Source organism: Bacteroides sp. 224 (genome assembly GCF_010500995.1).
In the GTDB taxonomy this organism is placed as follows: domain Bacteria; phylum Bacteroidota; class Bacteroidia; order Bacteroidales; family Bacteroidaceae; genus Bacteroides.
In genome coordinates, this window is the sequence record NZ_QVMK01000048.1 from 1 (window position 1) to 21,992 (window position 21,992).

20 protein-coding genes are annotated in these 21,992 nt (G+C 36.1%); 11 read left to right on the forward strand and 9 right to left on the reverse strand.

The annotated features are described in order from the left end of the window. Nucleotides 1-227: 227 nt before the first annotated feature. The 4 genes from D0T60_RS16840 to D0T60_RS16855 are packed head-to-tail and all read right to left on the reverse strand — an operon-like array spanning nt 228 to nt 5,737. Nucleotides 228-3,506, reverse strand: a complete 3,279-nt coding sequence (locus D0T60_RS16840) for a CHAT domain-containing protein (RefSeq protein WP_163219351.1) — start codon at nt 3,504-3,506, stop codon at nt 228-230. 13 nt (nt 3,507-3,519) lie between these two features. After that, the gene (locus D0T60_RS16845) at nt 3,520-4,269 is read right to left on the reverse strand and encodes a hypothetical protein (protein WP_163219353.1); all 750 of its coding nucleotides are present in this window, start codon (nt 4,267-4,269) and stop codon (nt 3,520-3,522) included. Continuing rightward, on the reverse strand, nt 4,266-4,835 hold the full coding sequence (locus tag D0T60_RS16850; RefSeq protein WP_163219354.1) for an RNA polymerase sigma factor: 570 nt from the start codon (nt 4,833-4,835) through the stop codon (nt 4,266-4,268). Before D0T60_RS16850 ends, D0T60_RS16845 begins: the two co-directional genes overlap by 4 nt. Continuing rightward, on the reverse strand, nt 4,826-5,737 hold the full coding sequence (locus tag D0T60_RS16855) for a caspase family protein (RefSeq protein WP_163219356.1): 912 nt from the start codon (nt 5,735-5,737) through the stop codon (nt 4,826-4,828). Before D0T60_RS16855 ends, D0T60_RS16850 begins: the two co-directional genes overlap by 10 nt. A gap of 235 nt (nt 5,738-5,972) precedes the next feature. Here D0T60_RS16855 and D0T60_RS16860 point away from each other — a divergent pair, with 235 nt between their 5' ends. The 5 genes from D0T60_RS16860 (at nt 5,973) to D0T60_RS16880 (ending at nt 10,969) form a co-directional block, all read left to right on the forward strand. Continuing rightward, nucleotides 5,973-6,605 carry a hypothetical protein gene (locus D0T60_RS16860; protein WP_163219358.1) on the forward strand — a complete coding sequence of 211 codons (633 nt, stop codon included), beginning with the start codon at nt 5,973-5,975 and terminating at the stop codon, nt 6,603-6,605. A gap of 158 nt (nt 6,606-6,763) precedes the next feature. After that, the gene (locus D0T60_RS16865) at nt 6,764-8,005 is read left to right on the forward strand and encodes a BACON domain-containing protein (protein ID WP_163219360.1); all 1,242 of its coding nucleotides are present in this window, start codon (nt 6,764-6,766) and stop codon (nt 8,003-8,005) included. Between the two features lie 15 nt (nt 8,006-8,020). Further along, entirely contained in the window at nt 8,021-9,280 is a 1,260-nt protein-coding gene (locus D0T60_RS16870; RefSeq protein WP_163219362.1) for a BACON domain-containing protein, read from the forward strand. A 330-nt stretch (nt 9,281-9,610) separates the two neighbouring features. Further along, a complete protein-coding gene (locus tag D0T60_RS16875) occupies nt 9,611-10,069 on the forward strand; it encodes a hypothetical protein (protein ID WP_163219364.1) in 459 nt (152 codons plus the stop codon). A gap of 18 nt (nt 10,070-10,087) precedes the next feature. Next, nucleotides 10,088-10,969 carry a hypothetical protein gene (locus D0T60_RS16880; RefSeq protein WP_163219366.1) on the forward strand — a complete coding sequence of 294 codons (882 nt, stop codon included), beginning with the start codon at nt 10,088-10,090 and terminating at the stop codon, nt 10,967-10,969. Between the two features lie 112 nt (nt 10,970-11,081). On the opposite strand, the gene hemW is transcribed toward D0T60_RS16880, so the two are convergent. Then, complete coding sequence (gene hemW, locus D0T60_RS16885) at nt 11,082-12,209, reverse strand: radical SAM family heme chaperone HemW (protein ID WP_163219368.1); 1,128 nt, start codon at nt 12,207-12,209, stop codon at nt 11,082-11,084. Then, nucleotides 12,209-12,988: a gamma-glutamyl-gamma-aminobutyrate hydrolase family protein gene (locus D0T60_RS16890; RefSeq protein WP_163219370.1), complete on the reverse strand. Its 780-nt coding sequence runs from the start codon at nt 12,986-12,988 to the stop codon at nt 12,209-12,211. The genes hemW and D0T60_RS16890 overlap by 1 nt, the downstream gene beginning before the upstream one ends. Before the next feature lie 177 nt (nt 12,989-13,165). Here D0T60_RS16890 and D0T60_RS16895 point away from each other — a divergent pair, with 177 nt between their 5' ends. The 3 genes from D0T60_RS16895 to D0T60_RS16905 all read left to right on the forward strand — a co-directional run bounded on the left by D0T60_RS16895 (nt 13,166) and on the right by D0T60_RS16905 (nt 17,811). Continuing rightward, nucleotides 13,166-15,322, forward strand: coding sequence for a translation factor GTPase family protein (locus D0T60_RS16895; protein ID WP_163219372.1), 2,157 nt, complete (start codon nt 13,166-13,168; stop codon nt 15,320-15,322). A gap of 246 nt (nt 15,323-15,568) precedes the next feature. Further along, nucleotides 15,569-17,104 (forward strand): sensor histidine kinase KdpD, encoded by a 1,536-nt coding sequence (locus tag D0T60_RS16900; protein ID WP_163219374.1) that lies wholly within the window; start codon nt 15,569-15,571, stop codon nt 17,102-17,104. A gap of 5 nt (nt 17,105-17,109) precedes the next feature. Continuing rightward, nucleotides 17,110-17,811, forward strand: a complete 702-nt coding sequence (locus tag D0T60_RS16905; RefSeq protein WP_163219376.1) for a response regulator transcription factor — start codon at nt 17,110-17,112, stop codon at nt 17,809-17,811. Nucleotides 17,812-17,899: 88 nt separating this feature from the next. On the opposite strand, the gene D0T60_RS18650 is transcribed toward D0T60_RS16905, so the two are convergent. Together D0T60_RS18650 and D0T60_RS16910 are read right to left on the reverse strand one after the other, a co-directional pair. After that, nucleotides 17,900-18,076: a hypothetical protein gene (locus D0T60_RS18650; protein WP_203558364.1), complete on the reverse strand. Its 177-nt coding sequence runs from the start codon at nt 18,074-18,076 to the stop codon at nt 17,900-17,902. A 249-nt stretch (nt 18,077-18,325) separates the two neighbouring features. Continuing rightward, the gene (locus D0T60_RS16910; RefSeq protein ID WP_163219378.1) at nt 18,326-18,772 is read right to left on the reverse strand and encodes a MarR family winged helix-turn-helix transcriptional regulator; all 447 of its coding nucleotides are present in this window, start codon (nt 18,770-18,772) and stop codon (nt 18,326-18,328) included. A gap of 252 nt (nt 18,773-19,024) precedes the next feature. Between D0T60_RS16910 and rpsF the strand changes: the two genes are divergently transcribed. The 3 genes from rpsF to rplI are packed head-to-tail and all read left to right on the forward strand — an operon-like array spanning nt 19,025 to nt 20,107. Then, nucleotides 19,025-19,372, forward strand: a complete 348-nt coding sequence (gene rpsF / locus D0T60_RS16915) for a 30S ribosomal protein S6 (protein WP_163219380.1) — start codon at nt 19,025-19,027, stop codon at nt 19,370-19,372. Nucleotides 19,373-19,374: 2 nt separating this feature from the next. After that, nucleotides 19,375-19,647 carry a 30S ribosomal protein S18 gene (rpsR, locus tag D0T60_RS16920; RefSeq protein ID WP_122125219.1) on the forward strand — a complete coding sequence of 91 codons (273 nt, stop codon included), beginning with the start codon at nt 19,375-19,377 and terminating at the stop codon, nt 19,645-19,647. A 16-nt stretch (nt 19,648-19,663) separates the two neighbouring features. Beyond that, nucleotides 19,664-20,107 (forward strand): 50S ribosomal protein L9, encoded by a 444-nt coding sequence (gene rplI, locus D0T60_RS16925; RefSeq protein WP_163219382.1) that lies wholly within the window; start codon nt 19,664-19,666, stop codon nt 20,105-20,107. Between the two features lie 291 nt (nt 20,108-20,398). On the opposite strand, the gene D0T60_RS16930 is transcribed toward rplI, so the two are convergent. Next, the gene (locus D0T60_RS16930) at nt 20,399-21,856 is read right to left on the reverse strand and encodes a potassium/proton antiporter (RefSeq protein ID WP_163219384.1); all 1,458 of its coding nucleotides are present in this window, start codon (nt 21,854-21,856) and stop codon (nt 20,399-20,401) included. Nucleotides 21,857-21,992 lie beyond the last annotated feature (136 nt).

The following is a 21,992-nucleotide window of genomic DNA, read 5'->3' on the forward strand; positions in this document are numbered from 1 at the left end:
ATGAAAAAGGTCAACCTAGTTTATAACTAAGTATAAACCGAGGCAACCAATTCTATTAATAAGACTGAAAGTAGTCAACTAAAAACGTTAACATACATTGTGCCACTCATTGCCACAGGCTTGGCACAGTTGTGCCACGCGCAAGGCACAGCAGTGCCACGCGCAAGGCACAGCAGTGCCACAGGCATGGCACACTTGTGCCACAGGCGTGGCACAACTATGCCGTTTTACTCCACCAGCACAAACCCCGCCCATTTCTCCACCTGATCCGGATACGTATTTTTAAGCTTTTTCTGGGCAGTAATAAAAGCTTCTCTCAAAGAAGCTCCTTTTGTCCAGTTCTTATAGAATGCTGTCATAAAGATTACGGTATCGCTATCCGAAATCTCCCAGAGAGTGATAATCATAGATTGTACGCCGGCAAGTCTGAACGCTCTTTGTAATCCATAAGTTCCTTCATTATTTAAGATCTCTCCTTTACCTGTATTACAAGCTGATAGAACAGCCAGTTGGGTGTTGGTAAGATTCATATTGGAGATTTCATAAGCAGTAAGAATGCCGTCTTCGGGCTGGTCGGTTACTGTTTCGGGAGAGTTCCACATATTGTTGGCTCCGGTGAAAAGAAGCCCGGAACGTATCAATGGATTTTCGGATATCTTATAAATGTTATTCTTTTGATTTTCTTTCTTTTCTACCAATGGGAAGTAAAAACCATGTGTAGATATGTGTATAACTGCCGGCGATTGAGAAGAAAGGTGCTTAAAATGAGCTTCTGTGGCTTGTTTATCGGTATAAAGAGATACATTCCATTGTTGATTGGAGAGAATACCTCCGATGGTTTCCACCTCTTTTTTTGAGCCGGGCAGGTAATCGAAACCTCTTCCGCGGTTTATTCCCTCTTCAATAATGACGGATCTCATTAGCTCTTTGTTTTGTTGTTGCTCTTTGAGTTCAGCATAAAGCTGGGTCATTTCCTTGTTTGACAAATCGTAGTCCGAACCTCCAAATAAAGCAATAGATTTAAGTGAGTTTTCTGTATTTTTGCCAGCATTGAGCGTGATAACGTCTTTAGTAGACATCACTTGGCGAATGGAGTATTTATCTACAAGAGATCTGTGGCTATGATCGGTTAATCCACAGAAAGCAATGCGATTCATTAATCGGGTAGGGGCTATGAATATTTCTTTTGCATTCATAAGCTGATTTTCGATGGGCGACCATACTAAGGTGTAAAGCGAGTCGTTCTCGTATGGCTTTTCGAGTTGCTTTTTTAATTCTTCTTCATTGCAACAGGGAATTAACCTGGGTGAAGTGTAATCTGGGCGAATAAGGAGAGCGTAGTAGATGGTTTGAGGAGTTTCTTGACTATTGTCATCAAAATACACAAATTCGATGGCAGTTTGCCCGTTTTTCAATGCTTTTTGAATATCTCTCCAATTATAGTTGAATTGTTCCTTAAGATCTATGTATTGTTTGCTCTTATGCATGATTGTTTTTTCCAAAGAAAGAACATCTTCCGTAGCATTATTTGTTGTTATATCGGCGTTCTCTTTGTATTTCTTGAACTGCTCCCACGTTTTTATAAGTTCTATATCCTGGCTGTTGTATATAGCATTTTGAACTTGATTAGACGATGTTAATAGAATGTTTTTTATGAATAACTCGTTGTTGTAGCTCAATTCTCCAAAGTTGCTGTCCGGAGATTGATAAGGGAACTTCTTTATTAAATTAATTTTGTTCATTTGTGTAGACCAAAATATTTCGCGCTCTTTTTCGGAGAGAAATGAGAAGTTTAGGTTAGCTGCTTCTTTTAAATAGTTTAGTACTTTATCAAATAAGGTATATATTTGCTCTTTAGAGTAATTGGCTGCATCCATTGTAACAGCTAAGTTTGTTGTAGCAGTAGCAGTAAATGTTTTCCTATGGATGCCAGGGATATTCTCTAATATACTTAATGATTTCTGCAATAATTTGATGCTTTTTTCATACTCTTGTTGATAACCAAGATATAAGCCATAGTCATTTAATTTCATTGAATATTCAATACTGTTTTCTCCAAATTGACTCCTGTATTGTGATAAAATGAGTGTATGTATATCTTTGATACTTTCTGTATCAAGGATTATATCATTAGAGTAAATCTGTATTTCATGAATAAGAGATGTTATATCTTCAAGAACTTGTAATGACTCAAAATTATGTTCTCCAAAATATTTGCAGGCGTTAATTGCTTCTTGGTAATATTCCATGGCTTTTTCGTACTCATTGATTTGATAGTGAACCATTCCAATTCCTTTAAGAGCTCTTATATAGTTAGTCTGATAATTATTCTTTTTAGCAATTTCGCATTCTTGAATAAATAAATCTTTCGCTTTCTGGAAGTTTCCCAAACCGAAATAAAATTGAGCCAGAAAATGCAAGAAAGATACTGTAATAACATGATCTTTTCCTAATACTTTCTCAGACACTTCAATGCCTTCGAATAATATAGGCTCAATTTTATCAGATTTCCCTAATTTAGTATAGATAGTAGCCAATGTTTGTAAATAGTAAGGATAGGAAACGATTTCTGTTTGCTTCTTCAAGTGGCGTATATGATTTACGGCCTCTGTCAATATAGCTTCTGCTTTTATGTAATCCCCTTTTAGTTTATATGCATCCGAGTAATTACTGTATAGCATAAACAAATGTGGACTATCCGGTAATTTCTCTTTGTAGATTTTATGCGCTTTTGATAAAAAATGTATAGCATCATCAGCTTTAGCTTGGGTGATAGCTACTGAACTGGCAGCTAATAAATCATAAGCATATCGAACGCTATTTTCTCCTTTTAGTTTTAATGAAATATTAATGGCTTTTTTATGAAGTTCTTCGGATAAATCGATTTGATATGAATATAAATAATAACCAGCCATATTTTGTAGCGTCTTTGCATATAATAACATATCTCTATCTGGTGCTTTACTGGTAATTGCTACTGCTTGCTCTAAGAGACTTTTTCCTTTTTCCAGATTGCCTCCATAAATACATAGAACTCCTAATAGACTTATTGTTTCAGCATACTCAAAGCTATTCTTTCCGGATATTTTCTCTCGGATGGAGGCTGCTAATTCCAGATAATCTTTTGCATTTAAATAATCGCTCGTTTCAGCAGATATTTCTCCCAAAAGATGCAGATATTTTGCATACTCTATGTTGTTTTCATTATTTTTCTTCTGAATAATTTTCATAGCTTGCAGTAAATACTCTTTCGCTACCGGATAATTTCCAACTATAAAGTATAGGTTGGCGGCATGGTACAAAGTGGTGGCATATTCTTGAGACTGTGCCACTCCTTTTTGCGATACGGAAGTGATTATTCCCTTTAATATTTCTTCGGCTTTCTTAAACTCCTCCTTCTCAATCAGTTCAGCCGCTTCTTGATTTAATTGTTTTATATCCTGTCCCCAACTAAAACAAGTAATAAGAATAAAAAAACAAAAGCAGATTATTTGTTGTGTTCTCATAATACTATTTTTTTTAAAACCACTTCTTTAATTTTAACTGTAAAATCAATTCAATAGCATTGCCTTGATACAAGTTGTCAGATTCTGTTAGTTCATTTAATAACTGCATGGCTTCCTCTCTATTGTTTTTTTGCAAATGCAACAATGCCAGATACCATTTAGCGTCATACATGAATAGTTCTCCATTTGCCGATAGGTAAATAAGTTTTTCCAAAGCATTATCAGTTTCTTTTGTTTCTATTTCTGATAAGGCGGCATAGAAAGCTACATTTTCTGGTACATCTTCTATTTTGATTTGGTTAATGGCTTTATGAAAGTATTCTACCGCTTCCTGATACTTCTTGTCGGTATAAAGTGAGATAGCCTTTTCTATGTCTTTAGCCTGTTCATTGGTGAATATATGATCGCTTCGAGAGGGCATTTCTTCATAAGGAAGTGCAGTGTAATACTTGTTAAATAACTGTTCGGAGCTAAATTTGGGGGTGAGTCCTATATATAGAATAACAGCAATACTTGCTGCTACCGATAGGGTTATGAAAAGAGGCTTTCGAGAACGTTTGGGCTTGGTGGCTATACTTAACATTTCCTTCAACGCTTTCTCTTCATTCAATCGTTCAATGCTTATAGAAATTTGTTCTGCGAGTTTAACTTCCCGGGCAAATTCAGGATCGGATTGCATTAACTCTTCAAACTCGATATATTCTTCCTTTGTCAGTTCATGACGGATATAACGATCTATGATGTTTTCCCACTCTTTATTCATAGTAAGTCTTCTTTTTTAAGTGTTCCAAAGATGTGCTCTTTCAGGTTTTTCAGGCAGATAGATTTTCTGTTCTTGGCTACCTGTTCATTCTTGTATCCCATGGTTTGGGCTATTTCGTTCATCTTTAATTGTTGCCAATAGTAGAGGTTAAATATCTCATTACATGGATGTTCTATTGTAGAAACAGTATGAAATACAATCTCTTGAACTTTCGTCCATTCATCGGAGTTATGATATGCATTTAACTCCGGTATAGTTTGATCAATGGGCACGTGAGGATACTTATCATTTTTCTTAAGATAGGAGAGTATTTGATTAGTCCCTATTTTAAACAAATATGTTTTTAGCGAGCAGGAGAGGTTGGTTAGCTTGCCTTTCCTAATATTATCATAAAGACTGATAAAGCTTTCCTGATAGATATCAGACAACGTATCTTCGTCCAGTTCGAACCTGTTTATTCCATAACGGAAAAAGGATTCCCTGTATAAATAATAGATCCTTTTTATTTCACTGTCATTCTTATCTCGAATCAATGAAATAACTTCATTTGCAACATTTATTTCCAAAGCTTTATAGAATTGTTGGGGTGGGTACTTTCAAAAAAAGGAGTCTGAGTCCATCGCTTTTTGGCAAACATAATCTTCATTTTATTGATTAAAATGTCATTCAGTTGCGTACTGGTGTATGTTGCCGGATTGTTATCCAATATTCGGCAAAGTGCATAAGTTAATGAGCCATAGTGCTTTTGAACTTTCTCATCATAATATTCATAATTCTTCTCATTGTCTTTGCAGGCACTAAATACAGTAAGAGGTGCCATTTGCGAATGTTGACTCAAGCGGGTTTTTAGAGCACTTTTATTAGCTGTCGGCGGGGTATAGTTATCGGGCGTAAAAACATAAGAAGTTCCTCTGATGAATTCCTCGTCATCTCCTTCTCGTGTGCCTGTTCCGCTATGGCAGGCATCTAACACCACTACCATACTTCCGGAAACTCCAATTTTAGAGCGGATGGCATTAAGTAATGTCTCCAGTTCATCGTCTCTTAAATGATTCTGTCCTTCATATACTCCTTTATTATAACGCCTTTGGGCATTGTATGGAATAAGTGCTTCATCCAAACCATCTGCTTCATCTCCATTGTCATCGGCCATTTGCTGACCGTGGCACGAAAAATGAATATAAATATAATCTCCCGGTGAAGATTGAATACGTAATTTATTGAATGCAGCAACTATATTAGCTTTGGTTGCTTTCTCATTCAGTAGTAATTGGATGTTTTGGCTCGTGAATTTGTTCTTTTGGAGAAAAGGAACAATTAGTTCCCGGTCATTAGCCGCATGTATTTCGGCCCATCCGCTTCCTTCCGGGTATTCTCCAACAGCCACAAATAAGGCTCTATGTGCTTGTGGATAGATAAAAGATGAATATGTTAGAAAACAAAATAAAATAAGAAGATATGTTTTCATCTGTGGTTCGTTGATAGTTAATAACTGCAAATATAGTCTTTTTATCCATTTACTAAGAAAAAAACAAGATTGGGCAGTTACCTTTTTGAATTTTATCTATTAAGAGTATGAAAAGGGTAAGGAATTACAGCGAAACAATGAAAAGCCATGAAACTTGTTTTTGCTCTTGGATTTGTTTTCTCTATTTAAATGTAAGCCCTTGTAAAAGAATAAATTAAGAAAATAAGTTTTTAATATGGATTCAGATGGTAAATTGTTTTTTGAAAAGCCTGTAAATCATAGATTAAATTTGTCTGATTATTTAATCATGGAAAGTGTTATGGAGGATTTAATCCGAACGATTATTCAAACAATGATAAAAGAGCCCTTGGTTAAGTCTGTTATAGAAGATGAATTGAATAAGGCATTGCTTCCCGGTAATATTTCGCTTAGTTCTATAAGAATAGATAAGGACTGCAACATCTTTTTGGGCGATTACGACAATGCTAAAGTTGAAATAAAAGGATATCAGGCTCAGACGTTATATATTTTTTATCTGCTGTCTCCGGTTGGGGTATCGAATCGAGATCTTCCTGTGCATAAAGATACATTGAAGAAGATTTATCGGGAGGTATGCGGTGGAAAGCTGAATGATGTATATCGTTCGGAAAGCGTTATCGACGGATTACTGAACCGGCCGGGTGGCATAACCGATGCTACCAACAAAATACGGGTTGCATTGAAAAAGGCAATACCTGCCAAAGAAATGCTTAATTATTACATGATTTGTGGAAATAGAAACTGTACCCGGCAAATCTCAATCCCGAAACATTTGATAAAAGTAGAAAATGAACAACTTACTAAAATAGGTAAGTGGAGGAGTAAGTAAAATGGTGTTGTATGTGATATTATTTTTCGGATATTTTATAGATATCTCGGAAGGTAAGGGAGAGTATATACATGTACAGAACACTTGCAAATATTGTGTTATGCCTGCTATTGATGTAGGTAATAGTTATTATTAATTGAAATATTATTATGAAAAGAATGAAACATTTATTTAATTTTTTGCTTGTAGCAATTTGTGTGGTTGGTTTTTCTGCATGTAGTAGCGATGATGAGAACCCTACCAAAACCATCGAAATTAACTCCGGTACAGAAACCCAAATTGTGTATGCCGATGATACAGAAAGTAAAGAAGGCATTTCATTTACCGCCGCCGAACCTTGGACGGCTACTGTAACCGAAAAAGCTACCACAACATCAAGAGCTCCCGGTGCATCATGGCTTCGCCTCTTATTTGATGGTACAGAAAAATATAGCGGAAATGCTGGTACATTTACTTTTGTTATTGAATTAGATGCCAACTATACAGGCACTTCTCGTTCTGCTACTATTGTAATTGAAAGTGGAAAAGATTCTATAACTATTACTGTGACCCAAGAGGGAGTTACCGAAGAGGGGAAAAAACCGGATGAATCTGTTAACAACTCCAATTTCACCTACTTCATTAAGCAAATAAATAGGAAAAATTATGAAGAAGATGGAAGCTTGTATAGCAAAAAAGTGCTGGATTTTTCTTATGACAAGCAAATGCAATTGGTAAAAGTAGATGAAGTGCTGCAATTGGTAAAAGAAAAAGAAGTGTATAAAACAATTATGGATATCTCTTATGAGAAAGATAAGATAAACTACACGGTTGATGATGATTGCGACGAAATACATGATACTACTGTTACCTTGAACGACAAAGGATACATAACTTCGGGGAAGAGAAACCATGAAGATGTTAATTGGAGAGTAACATACAACAATCAAGATTATATGACCGAATCTTTTGGTGTAGATAAAACAGATAAACCCTCTATAGCTGAAAATAATCGTATATTAACCTGGACTAATGGAAACCTGACAAAGATGGTTTGGAACAATCAACAAACACCATCTACAACTCAATATACAACTACAACTACCTATACTGATATACAACACAATTCTTTGCTGAATGTAGACTTGAATTGGTTTCTTGATATCTCTGAAACTTGGGATTTTGCTGTCAGTTCTGATTTCTCGTGGGATACAATGGTGTTTGCTGCAATGGGATATTACGGAAAAGGAAGTACTCATTTAATAAAAACTGTTACAGATCAGTTTGATAGTGCCTCAATTTCTTTCAGTTATACATTAGATTCAAGAGGTTTGGTGAACCAGATTGAATGTAAAAGAAATGGTTACCTTGACCTTGTATATAATATTACATATTATGAATTAACCCCATCAACAAAATAAATAAAAAACAATCACATGAAACAATTATTCAATTTTTTGCTTGTAGCAATGTGTGTCTGCTACTTCTCTGCCTGTAGCAGCGACAATGACAACCCTACCAAAACCATCGAAATTAACTCCGGTACAGAAACCCAAATTGTATACGCCGATGATACAGAAAGTAAAGAAGGCATTTCATTTACCGCCGCCGAACCTTGGACGGCTACTGTAACCGAAAAAGCTACCACAAAATCAAGAGCTCCTGGTGCATCATGGCTTCGCCTCTTATTTAATGGTACAGAAAAGTATAGCGGAAATGCAGGTACATTTACTTTTGTTATTGAATTAGATGCTAACTATACAGGTACTTCGCGTTCTGCTACTATTGTAATTGAAAGTGGAAAAGATTCTATAACTATTACTGTGACTCAAGAGGGGGTTACCGAAGAGGGGAAAGAACCAGATGAACCTGTGCAGCCCGTAGAACCAGAGGGGAAACTTATAACTAAGATGGTGCGTACTTCGTCTGATCAACCAGGAGTTATTCATACTGCAACTATTCTATATGATGAAGAAAACAGAATTAAGAAAATAGATAATGTTAATTATGATGGTGAGGGAACTTGGGCGATATATAACTATGAATATATGGGTTATGATGGAGGGCTTGTAAAGGAGAGCAAGAATATAGTGAATATTCATGGTAGATATAAGAATTCGGAAAAAGACGGAGTAAGAAAGGAATATATAGTTTTAAATGCTGAAGGTTATGCAATAGATATTAGTCGTGCATGGTATGATGTTGATTTTGAAGAAAATATTATAACTGATGAGTTATTTGAACTAACCTATAAAAATGGCTTTCTAAACAAAGTATCCGGTTATGATGAAACAGTAGGACTTGGAGGCATAAAGAGTTATAAGGATAATGATTACTCAATCTGTCATTGGGATGAGAATGGAAATATGGTGAAAGTAGAGAATGTATTTTATAATGAATACAGTAATAAAACAAGTGAGGCTACACAATATGCCCAATATAGTTCTTACTTAAATAACTTCAATCTTGATATTAATTGGATGACGGAAGGATTGTATATTCCCGGGACATCGGATTCTGTAGCAATAAACATTTTTGGTAAAAAGAGTAAGAACCTTATTTCTCAGTATAAAGATATAGGTCTTAGTAACGAAACTATTACCTATCAATATACATTTGATGATGAACTACTCACAAAAGTAGTAGCAACCAGTAATGGGGGAACAGTAGCTACCTATGAATTCACCTATCAATAAACATGCATATAATGCAACGGTTTGAAATATCTTTCCACACCCGGGTGTAGGAGGATGCTCCACCCGGATGTGGAAACTCCTTACACCCAGATGGAGAAACCCTCTACACCCGGGTGGAGAAAGGTGTTTAAAACCTTATCAAAATTTGGAACAAAACGCCACTTATCAAGTGTGACACTTGTGACACTTCTGTGATACTTTTCTGAAAAGTGTCACCCACTATTTACTCCTGTAAATCAACTTGTTAGAACGGCGTGTGACACTTGTGACACTTTTTGATTGAGAAAATCGATCTGATAACCATTTCTAAAACCAATAAATTATAGAACAATGAAACAAAAAATAGCCCTAAGCACATTTATTCTATCCTTTTCCATTCTTATCTTTACAGGATGTAGTTCATCCTCTTCTCCATCAACTCCTGATAAATGTGTAGTGCAATACTATGAGTACATAATCAAGAATGATCTTAGGTTTAAAGACCTGATGGCTGTACGCTTTGTAGGAGGTACCGAGAAAGAAAGAGAGAAAATGAATGCAGAATATGATGAGCGTATTAAAGAAAAAAATGGTAACTTGTCGGCTGTAGTATTTCCTTTCTATGAACCATTGAAAAGTGTAGAACTTGTATTGAATGATAAAGGCGGTGCTTACTACAAAACCGAAAGCCGACTTTTGCCCGAAGCAGAAGCTGCTGAAGTTACTGTAAAGCTAACCTTTGCCGATGGTGAAACGAAAGAAAAGGAGCATATTGCGGTGAAAGTAGATGGTAAATGGATGCTTTATTAATATAAATTATAAAATCAGATGAAACAATTATTTTATTTATTGATTGCAGTTTTCTGCATCTCTTTATCTGCCTGTTCGGGCAATAAAAAGGCATCTTCCGATAGCGAAGAAGAAGTGTTAAACATTGACTACAGTAAACCTGCTTATTTCAGAGGTAAGGTAAAGCAGATGGAAATGAAAGGATACCCGGACTTAGGAAATATGCTTCTGAAAGCCGATACAATGGGTAATATCACAACCATTACTTTTAATACGGATAAGCAAGTAACCATGACCTACAATGGGCAAGGTAACCTCTTGACTTACAAAGCAAATGCAGCAGCTTGGATGCTACCCATGTTCGATGACGTATTTATGCCTCTTTGGTTTACGGACATGCTAATATCTTATTATGATGCCGATATTACCTTTACTTATAACAACGGCAGATTATCTAAATTTACCGATGCAAAGAAAGGGCAGACTCAAGCTTATAGTTATGATAAACAAGGACGCATCATATTACAGAAAATATCGGATAAGAAAGGTGGACGCTTCAATGATACAAGCTACAAGTACGATGAGGCAGACGGAAAGCTTTATGTATCTAAAATGTCGCAAGATTATGAAAGATATGTATTTGATGCCGAAGGCAAACTTGTAGAATTGGATATAAATGGCTCTGACATTGTATATGATGATAAGAACGAAGTGGTATCTCGCAAAAAACTAAAATGGGAAGATGATGAGTATGGTCTTTTCATAGATAGCGTAGAAGAGTATACCTATACGTACGATAAAAAAGGAAACTGGACTAAACGCGAAGGTACTACCCAGAAGTGGGATAGCAATGCAGGTGCACCTACCGGAAAGAAAGAGAAACTGCCGGTAATTACCCGCAGTATTACCTATTACGAATAAAAATTAGTAGGTTAAAAACGTTAAATCATCCTGAAAAGGAGATTCTCACCACAGAAGACAGAGAGAAAACCTCTGTGTTCTCTGCATCCTCTGTGGTGAATTAACTCAATATTTACACTTTAAGCAGATCACTCATAATACTGTTGGATACAAAGATTCCTTTTTGCGTTAATATAAGATGATTGTTTTCCAGCTTTAATTCTTCATTCTTCAGATATTTCTGAGCTGTATGGAAGCAATACTCCATATATTCTTTTCCGAATTCTTCAGTAAGTCGGGATATATCAATTCCCCGGTTGGTGCGTAACGAAGTGATGATATAATCATTGTATTGTGTGTTCTTGTCCAATGTTTCGATTTCGTATACACGATTATCTGTTTCAATACCTTTTATATAGGCGTCTATAGAAGATACATTCCATTCCCGGCTGTCTTTATTGAAAGAGTGTGCCGAAGCTCCACAACCTAAGTAAGGTACACCCTCCCAATAAGAAGTGTTATGTTGTGATTGGAGTCTCGGCAAAGAGAAATTAGATATTTCATAATGTTCATAACCTGCCTTTTTAAGCTGTTCCATCAACATCTGAAAGAAAAGAAGGCTTTTTTCTTCGTTTACCTCTTTTATCTGGGAGCTTTGCAACATATTAAATAAAGGAGTACCTTCTTCATATATAAGATGATAAGCCGACAGGTGTTCGGGTTTTAAATTGATAGCTGTGGAAAGATCCTTTGCCCAACTATCAACTGTTTCTCCCGGCAGTCCGTACATTAAATCAATGCTGATGTTTTGAAAACCCGCTTTACGGGCATTACCAAAAGCTTCTATGGCCTGTTGGGCAGAATGACGCCGTTTTAAAAGTTGAAGTGTTTCTTCATTGAACGTTTGTACACCTATACTTAAACGATTGAATGGGAGAGAGGCAAGCATTTCAAGGTATTCGGGAGTAAGATCGTCCGGATTCGCTTCAAGAGTTATCTCCTTAGCCGTATTTAGTCCGTAGATATCTTCTATAGTATCAAATACCTGCCGAAAATCTTCTTCGGCAAGTTGAGAGGGAGTTCCTCCTCCCCAATAAATCGTTTTTATTGTTTCTCCCCGAAGATATTCCTTTCTTGCTTTTAGCTCTTTACAAAGGGCATGAATATACTGTTCTTTCAATTCGGAACGGGTAGAAGAGTAAAAATCACAGTAAATGCAACGTGTTTTGCAAAAAGGAATATGTATATAAATACCTGCCATTATTTTGAGGATGCTTGCTTTATTAAGAATTTGAAAAAGGAGAGCATAACCGGATCATCATTAATAGCTTGCCCTTCCGGATGAAATTGTACAGCCCAAATAGGAAGTTCGATGGTAGATTCTATGGCTTCTATAATTCCGTCTGTACTCCACGCAGTAGCTTTAAAACCGGGTGCAATATCTTTAATGGCCTGGTGATGATGCGTATTCGTAATCAACTCCTCTTTTTCTGTAATAGTAGCAATGATGGAGCCTGGCTGCAATTTAATCAGATGAGTGGTTATGCTGCTGGGTTCCTTCTGGTTATGATTGACGGTGGTATCAGGATATTGACTTGGAATATCTTGGTACAAACTCCCTCCGAATGCTACATTAACGGCTTGAAGTCCGCGGCAAATACCCAGTGTAGGAAGTTTGCGCTCGGAGGCAAGGCGAATAAGTAAGAGATCGTATACATCCCGGATACCGTTTACTCTTCCCAATTCCGGTATAGCTTCCTCTTTATAATAGGAGGGACAAATATCTTCTCCGCCTATCAGGATAAGCCCATCCATGCGCGAGATAATTTCTGTCAAAACATCTTCTTTTACTGTAACCGGTATTAATAGAGGGATACCTCCCGCTTTTATGATCGACTCCGAATAGGTTTTCCGAACAGAAGAGAACATACTGTCGGGGTAAGAGCAGGAAATACCAATAAGAGGTTTAGCCTCTTTGGAAGCACATCCGGTGAGAAGGATGCAGTAAATGCAAGCTAATAAAAAAAGCAACTTATTCATGTTTAAAAGCCTTTTATAGGTGTTCTTTATTCTATTGCAAAGTTAAGCATTTAAAAACATGTTTAATAACACAACCACTTTAATTGTTTTTGACATCATTAATTTATAATTTGCGAATCACTAAATAAAAGCATACGAACGTATGTTTATTCTTTCATTTTTAAATCTTAATATGTTATGAAAGTATATCAAACTAACGAAATCAAGAACATTGCCTTATTGGGAAGTTCTGGCTCTGGGAAAACCACTCTCGTGGAAGCAATGCTTTTCGAGAGTGGAGTTATAAAACGCCGCGGGTCTATAGCTGCTAAGAATACTGTTAGCGACTATTTTCCGGTAGAACAAGAGTATGGGTATTCGGTTTTCTCTACTGTATTGCATGTAGAGTGGAACAACAAGAAATTAAATATCATTGACTGTCCGGGTTCGGACGACTTCGTTGGTGGAGCAGTGACCGCCCTTAACGTAACCGACACTGCAATTATACTTCTTAATGGCCAATATGGCGTGGAGGTGGGAACTCAGAATCACTTCCGTTATACTGAAAAATTTGATAAACCCGTAATCTTCCTTGTAAATCAACTCGATAATGACAAGTGCGATTACGATAACATATTAGAGCAGTTGCATGAAGCATACGGCTCAAAGGTGGTACCTATTCAGTACCCAATTAAAACAGGTCCGGAATTTAGTTCATTAATAGATGTATTATTAATGAAGAAATATTCGTGGAAACCTGAGGGTGGAGCACCTATCATAGAAGATATTCCTGCTGAAGAAATGGACAAAGCCATGGAAATGCACAAAGCATTGGTGGAGGCCGCAGCAGAGAATGATGAAAATTTGATGGAAAAATTCTTCGAGCAAGAATCTCTTACCGAAGATGAAATGCGCGAAGGTATTCGTAAAGGATTGATTTCGCGTGGTATGTTCCCCGTATTCTGCGTATGTGCAGGTAAGGACATGGGCGTGCGCCGTTTGATGGAATTCTTGGGTAATGTAGTTCCTTTTGTATCTGATATGCCTAAAGTTATGGATGCAGAAGCTAAAGAAGTGGCTCCGGATCCTAAAGCGTCTACCTCTCTTTATTTCTTTAAAACAAGTGTTGAACCGCATATTGGTGAGGTTTCCTACTTTAAAGTAATGAGTGGTACGGTGAAAGAAGGAGATGATCTTCTTAATGCAGATCGTGGCTCTAAAGAGCGTATAGCTCAGATGTATGTGGTAGCCGGCTCTAATCGTGTTAAGGTAGAACAATTGCAAGCAGGCGATATTGGTGCAGCCGTGAAGCTGAAAGATGTAAAAACAGGAAATACACTGAACGGAAAAGATTGCGATTATAAATTCGACTTTATTAAATATCCGAATTCTAAGTATTCACGTGCCATCAAACCTGTGAATGAATCGGATGTAGAAAAGATGATGGTTGCTCTCAACCGTATGCACGAAGAAGATCCTACTTGGGTAGTTGAACAATCCAAAGAACTTCGTCAGACAATAGTACATGGACAAGGAGAATTCCATCTGCGTACCTTGAAATGGCGTTTGGAAACCAATGAAAAGATAGCAGTGAAGTTTGAAGAGCCGCGTATACCTTATCGTGAAACTATTACTAAGGCTGCAAGAGCTGATTATCGTCATAAAAAACAATCGGGTGGAGCCGGACAATTTGGCGAGGTACATTTAATTGTAGAGCCTTACAAAGAAGGTATGCCGATACCCGAGACTTATAAGTTCAACGGACAGGAATTTAAAATATCAGTTCGTGGCACAGAAGAAATTCCATTGGAATGGGGAGGTAAGTTGATCTTTGTAAACAGTATTGTGGGAGGTTCTATTGATGCCCGTTTTATGCCTGCTATATTAAAAGGTGTAATGGCTCGTATGGAACAAGGTCCGTTAACCGGTTCTTATGCCCGTGATGTACGTGTGATTGTATATGAAGGTAAAATGCACCCGGTAGATTCCAATGAAATATCATTTATGCTTGCCGGACGTAACGCATTTAGCGAGGCATTTAAGAATGCAGGCCCAAAAATCCTTGAACCTATTTATGATGTGGAAGTATTTGTTCCTTCTGATAGAATGGGAGATGTAATGGGCGATCTTCAGGGACGTCGTGCCATGATTATGGGTATGAGTAGCGAAAAAGGTTTCGAAAAGCTTGTGGCTAAAGTTCCATTAAAAGAAATGGCCTCTTACTCCACTGCTTTAAGCTCACTAACAGGAGGGCGTGCATCATTTATCATGAAATTCTCCGGTTATGAACTTGTTCCTTCGGATGTACAAGATAAGCTGATTAAAGAATTTGAAGCTAAACAGACCGAAGAATAAGTTGTTGTATATATGCATGAAAGCCACAGTTTCTCTTTTTATAAAGTAAAAGAGGACCGTGGCTTTCTTTTTTGCTTCCTTTAGAGCCTTAATTTTTTATTAAATTCGCAAACAAAGTAAGAACCTTTTTTGTTGTAATTGCCAAATTATCACCTTAAAACAGTTCTTCGGTTAATTAACGAGAACCTTCGGTTAAATCAGGTTAATTTGTTAGGAATGTTAATTAGCAAGTGTTAATTTTGTGTTATGAAGAAATCGACAATTTGGATATTAGGAATAGTAATGGGTCTTTCTTTCCTTAGTTTACTTTATCTACAGGTTAGGTATATTGAGGAAATGGTAAGGACGCATAATGATCAATTTGACGCTTCCGTAAAGCGTAGCCTATATCAAGTTTCCAAAAATATAGAGTATGATGAAACGCTGAAGTGGTTGAGTGACGATATAAGGCAGAATGAAATGAGGGGGATTACGCCGGGATCTCTTGATGATCTGATTCAAAGACAACAGATTACAGTTACAACTCCCGATGGAACAGTTATTTCTTCTTATGAGTTGCAAAGAATGAAGAGCAGCACGCAGCTTCCTAAAGACATCTCAATGAGAAAACAAGGGATGAGTACTATTCCGCAAACGTCTAAAAACCTGGCTGAAATTGTCAAGAACAGATATATGTATCAGAGTTATCTGTTGAATGAAGTAGCTTTGCAAATTATACAGAAGGCAAATAGTAAGCCTTTGAGCGAAAGAGTAGACTTTCGTAAAATAGATAGTTATTTAAAATCGGAATTTATTAACAATAGTATAAACATACCGTTCCATTTTTCTGTTATTGATAGAAAGGGACGTGAAGTTTACCGCTGTTCGGATTGGGAAGATAAAGGAAGTGAGTATTCTTATACACAAATTCTTTTTCCAAATGATCCGCCGGCAAAGATGAATACAATAAAGGTGCATTTTCCTGCAAGGGAGAGTTCTATCTATCGTTCAGTGTCTTTTATGATACCTTCGATGATATTTACTGTTGTGCTGTTGATTACGTTTATCTTCACGATCTATAGTGTGTTCCGTCAGAAAAAGCTTTCGGAAATGAAGAATGATTTTATTAACAATATGACGCATGAATTTAAAACTCCGATATCTACGATATCTTTGGCAGCTCAGATGTTGAAGGATCCAAGTGTAGGAAAGTCGCCCCAGATGTTCCAGCATATATCAGGAGTTATAAATGATGAAACGAAGCGATTGAGATTTCAGGTTGAGAAAGTGCTTCAGATGTCGATGTTCGACAAACAAAAAGCTATCTTAAAGATGGCAGAGTTGGATGCCAATGAAATGATAACCGGAGTTATTAATACTTTCACTCTGAAAGTAGAGAAGTATAATGGAAAAATAACTTCCGATTTAAGTGCAAAGGATTCTGTTATATTTGTTGATGAAATGCATATCACCAATGTTATCTTTAATCTGATGGATAATGCGGTGAAGTATAAAAAGCCGGAAGAAGATCTTCTGCTAAATGTAAGAACTTGGAATGAGCCGGGTAGATTGATGATTTCGATAGAAGATAACGGTATTGGAATTAAGAAAGAAAATTTGAAGAAAGTCTTTGATAAGTTTTATAGAGTGCATACTGGTAATCTGCACGATGTGAAAGGGTTCGGCTTAGGACTTGCTTATGTGAAGAAAATAATAACCGATCACAAAGGTACCATTAGGGTAGAAAGTGATTATAACGTAGGAACTAAATTTATTATAGCATTACCTTTATTAAAACATTAAGTAATATGGAAGAAAAATTGCGTATTTTGATGTGCGAAGATGACGAAAATCTTGGCATGCTTTTAAGAGAATATTTGCAGGCAAAAGGATATTCCGCAGAATTGTACTCCGATGGAGAAGCTGGTTATAAAGCTTTCTTGAAGAATAAATATGATTTATGTGTGTTCGATGTAATGATGCCTAAAAAGGATGGTTTTACTTTGGCGCAGGAAGTACGTGCTATCAATGCTGAAATTCCGATTATCTTTTTAACTGCTAAAGTATTAAAGGAAGATATTCTGGAAGGCTTTAAAATTGGTGCAGACGATTACATTACCAAACCTTTCAGTATGGAAGAGTTGACTTTCAGAATTGAAGCTATCCTTCGTCGTGTTCGTGGAAAGAAAAACAAAGAAAGCAGTATCTATAAAATAGGTAAATTTACATTTGATACTCAAAAACAAATTCTTTCTATCGATGGTAAACATACCAAATTAACAACTAAAGAATCGGAATTGCTTGCATTGCTTTGTGCACATGCCAATGAGATTCTGCAACGCGACTTTGCCCTGAAAACTATTTGGATAGATGATAACTATTTCAATGCTCGTAGTATGGATGTGTATATCACTAAACTTCGTAAGCACTTGAAGGCTGATGAAAGCATTGAAATCATTAATATCCATGGTAAGGGATATAAATTGATTACTCCTGAAATTGAGGGGTAAGGAAAAAGAGAATTATATATTAAATAAGAAAAGCCTTGAGAGTATGATACTTTCAAGGCTTTCTTATTGTTGTCTTTTAGAAGGCTTTTTAATCAGTAATTTTTTTATTGATAATGATGTATGCAACTAAACCAACCACAATCATTACAGCAGATGTACCCAAAATGGCATTGTTATTAACATTTCCGGTGAGAGCACATACAACTAATACAATTGCTCCAGCTAAAATTAAGATTATACCTAAGCTTTTCAATAAACCTTTCATTTGTGTGTATTTTATTAGATTATTATATTCTTGCTCACAAATTAAAGCATAATTCTTTAATGGAAGAAATTATTTATGCAAAAAAACTATTAAATGACTTGAGAGCCTGTTTAAATTTTGCTCGTTTTTTTATTTGGTGCTATTTTTAGGTTGTTAAACCACAAAAAGAGTACTAAAGAAAAAACGAAAGCATCCTAATGAGAATGATTCTGTGGGAAATTTGAATAGGCTCTGAATTTAAGCAAATAATTAATCTTTGGTATTATTAAAAATCTTGCGCAAGACTTCTTGACTGATTGTTAAATCTTCAATGCTGACTCCTTGTAGGGCTTCTTTCAATGTTTGGGTAGTTACCTCACGTGCTTTTTCTTCCATTTCTTTTCCGGTTTTGGTGAGATGTATTTGGTTAGTTCGCCTGTCTGTTTTATCTGATATGCGAACTACAAGATGTTGGCGCTCCATGTTGTCAATGAGGCGTGTCATACTTGGCTTGTCTTTAAAAGTTGCATTACACAACTCTTGCTGGGTAACTCCATCCTTTTCCCAGAGGAATAAAAGAACTGTCCACTGTTCCGGGCTAATTTCCAAACCGTTTTGACGAAAGTTACGATAAAGTTTTCGGTTTATTGCTGCTGAAACTTTACCATTCAGTATCGCAAAAATGAGTTTGATATTGAAATTGAATTGTTCTATCATAAATTATTGTTTAAGCAACTACAAAGATAGTTCTTAAATTGAAAATGAGAAGTTGAAAACAGAAAATTACATAGCACAATATATTATATATAGTTAAAGTGTAGAGTTAGAATAGTTTAGAAACCAGCACAAGAATATAAAAATGAAGATATAACCTATATTTTTCAACTTTCAAATTTTCATTTTCAATTTAATATACTACCTTTGCGCTCGCATTTAATAAAAACAATTAATTATTTTATTTAAACGAGTATGAATCAATACGAAACCGTTTTCATTTTAACTCCCGTTTTATCTGATAATCAGATGAAGGAAGCGGTAGAAAAATTCAAAGGCATTCTTCAGGCAGAAGGTGCTGAGATCATCAATGAGGAGAACTGGGGATTGAAGAAGTTGGCTTATCCAATTCAGAAAAAATCCACAGGTTTCTATACACTGATTGAGTTCAACGCTAATCCGGAAGTAATTGCTAAATTAGAACTTAACTACCGTCGTGATGAGAGAGTAATCCGTTTTCTGACTTTCAGAATGGATAAGTATGCTGCAGAATATGCTGCAAAAAGAAGAAATATGAAATCAACTAAAAAGGAGGATAACTAATCATGGCACAGCAAAATCAATCAGAAATCAGATATTTAACTCCACCTTCAGTAGATGTTAAGAAGAAAAAATACTGCCGTTTTAAAAAGAGTGGTATTAAGTATATCGATTATAAAGATCCTGAGTTTTTGAAGAAGTTCTTGAACGAACAAGGAAAAATTCTTCCTCGTCGTATTACCGGTACTTCTTTGAAGTTCCAACGTAGAATTGCTCAAGCAGTGAAAAGAGCTCGTCATTTAGCGTTGCTTCCATTTGTAACTGACATGATGAAATAAAAGAAGGAGGAATAGTATGGAAATTATATTGAAAGAAGATATTTTAAATTTAGGATATAAGAATGACATTGTAACTGTGAAAAGCGGTTATGGACGTAATTATTTAATTCCTACCGGAAAAGCAATTATTGCTTCTCCTTCTGCTAAGAAAATGTTGGCCGAAGAGTTGAAACAACGTGCTCATAAACTGGAAAAAATTAAAAAAGATGCAGAAGAACTTGCTGCTAAACTTGAAGGAGTATCATTAACTATTGCTACTAAAGTTAGTTCTACCGGAACTATCTTCGGTTCGGTAGGAAGCCTTCAAATTGCTGATGAGTTGATAAAGAAAGGTTTCAGCATCGATAGAAAGATTATTGTGGTGAAAGATTCAGTGAAAGAAGTTGGTGCTTATAAAGCAATTGTGAAACTTCATAAAGAAGTAAGCGTAGAAATACCTTTCGAAGTTATTGCTGAATAATCAGAGTAAATAATGATAGAATAATGGGGTTGCCTTAGTAATAAGGTAACCCTTTTTGTTTATAGGGGATTAGAGAATTAAAAGGGTTGGTAGAGGAGCTGTTTCTTTATTGAGCTTAGTTATGGATATAAAAAAAGGAGTCACGCCTGACTCCAACCTTTGTTAACCTTAAATCTAATACTATGAAAAACACAATACAAATGTACGTATTTTCTTGATTACTGCAAATTATTTACGAATAAATGTATGTTTTGTAACATAGATTAAGATTTTCTCATGTTAGATAACTTGTTATCTAAGTATTCCTTTTTCTTTCTCCGAGATAAGTAGTAGTTTATCACCTTCTTTGAGTTTCAACGTACCATTAGGAATCAAATATTCGTTTTCCCTTTTCACTATCATAACAAGGGTTCCTATAGGAAGATCCATATCTTTAAGTGTATCTGCTTTTTCAAGCATTTCCAATGTTACTGTAACATCCCGCAGGTTGCTGTTTATCTCTTCCGGAAGCTCGATACCAAAATCATTTCCTGTTTTTTCTAACGGAATAGATAGGTTGAGCAAACGAGCCACAAAAGGAATAGTAGTTCCCTGTATAATTAATGAAAGTATGGTGATAAAGAATACAATATTAAAAATAATGTTGGCACCTTCAATATTTGCAACTACAGGATAAGTTGCAAATATAATAGGTACAGCACCTCTAAGTCCAACCCACGAAACGAAAAGCTTTGAATTGAGGTTTATGTTTTTAAATGGTAAAAGGCATAAGAATACACTTAGTGGGCGACCAATAATAATCATAAAGATTCCGATAAGAGAAGCTACCAGAGCAATATCCAATAATTCGTGCGGGTTAACCAGTAAACCAAGTGAGAGGAACATGATGATTTGGCACAACCAACTTAATCCATCCATAATGGTGGCGGTGTCTTTTCGATAAGGAATCTTGTTGTTTCCTACCATCATTCCTGCTATATAAACAGCAAGATAGCCATTCCCGTTTATTCTGTCGGTAAAGGAGAATATAAAGAAAACAAAAGCAAGCAATAAAATAGGATAAAGAGATTGATTATCGATATTAAGTTTGTTGAGCATAAAAATGGCCAGCTTTCCTAACAGATAACCGGCACCGGCACCTACGGCAAACTGAATTAAAAAAGAAAGGGCAATTTGACCTATACCCATTCCGGCTGAACCAATAACCTGAATCATTACAATAGTCATCATATAAGCCATAGGGTCGTTGCTACCACTTTCTAATTCGAGCATGGGGCGTAAATTGTGTTTTAAGTTCATCTTCTGTGAGCGCAGAATAGCAAAGACCGATGCCGAATCGGTAGAAGACATTGTAGCTGCCAGTAGTAAACTGGTGAGGAAAGGAAGGTGTATATTGGTAAACTCCATGCCCGTTATAAACCAAATGAATACCCCAGTAAATAAAGCTGTGAGAAATACACCTAAAGTAGACAAAACAATGCCGGGTGCAATAACTGGTTTAATCTCTGAATATTTAGTGTCCATCCCTCCCGAGAACAATATAACACTAAGAGATACCATACCGATGAATTGTGCTTCGGATGCATTGTTGAATTGTAACCCTAATCCGTCACTTCCGAAAAGCATACCAACAAAAAGGAATAATAACAAAGCAGGAACGCCAAAACGGTATCCTGTTTTACTTGCCACAATACTAAAGAATAATAGGATGGAACCTATTAATAAAATGTTTTCTCCCGAAAATACCATAATATCTGTTTTTGAGTAATTAATAAAGAAAGCAATCTATGTCTTTTTGTAGATATGGTTGACTCTTTAACGACTCAACCAATGAAAGAAAAGAAGTCCAACGATGCTCACGCTTTTCATTTTCGGATTCGTGAGA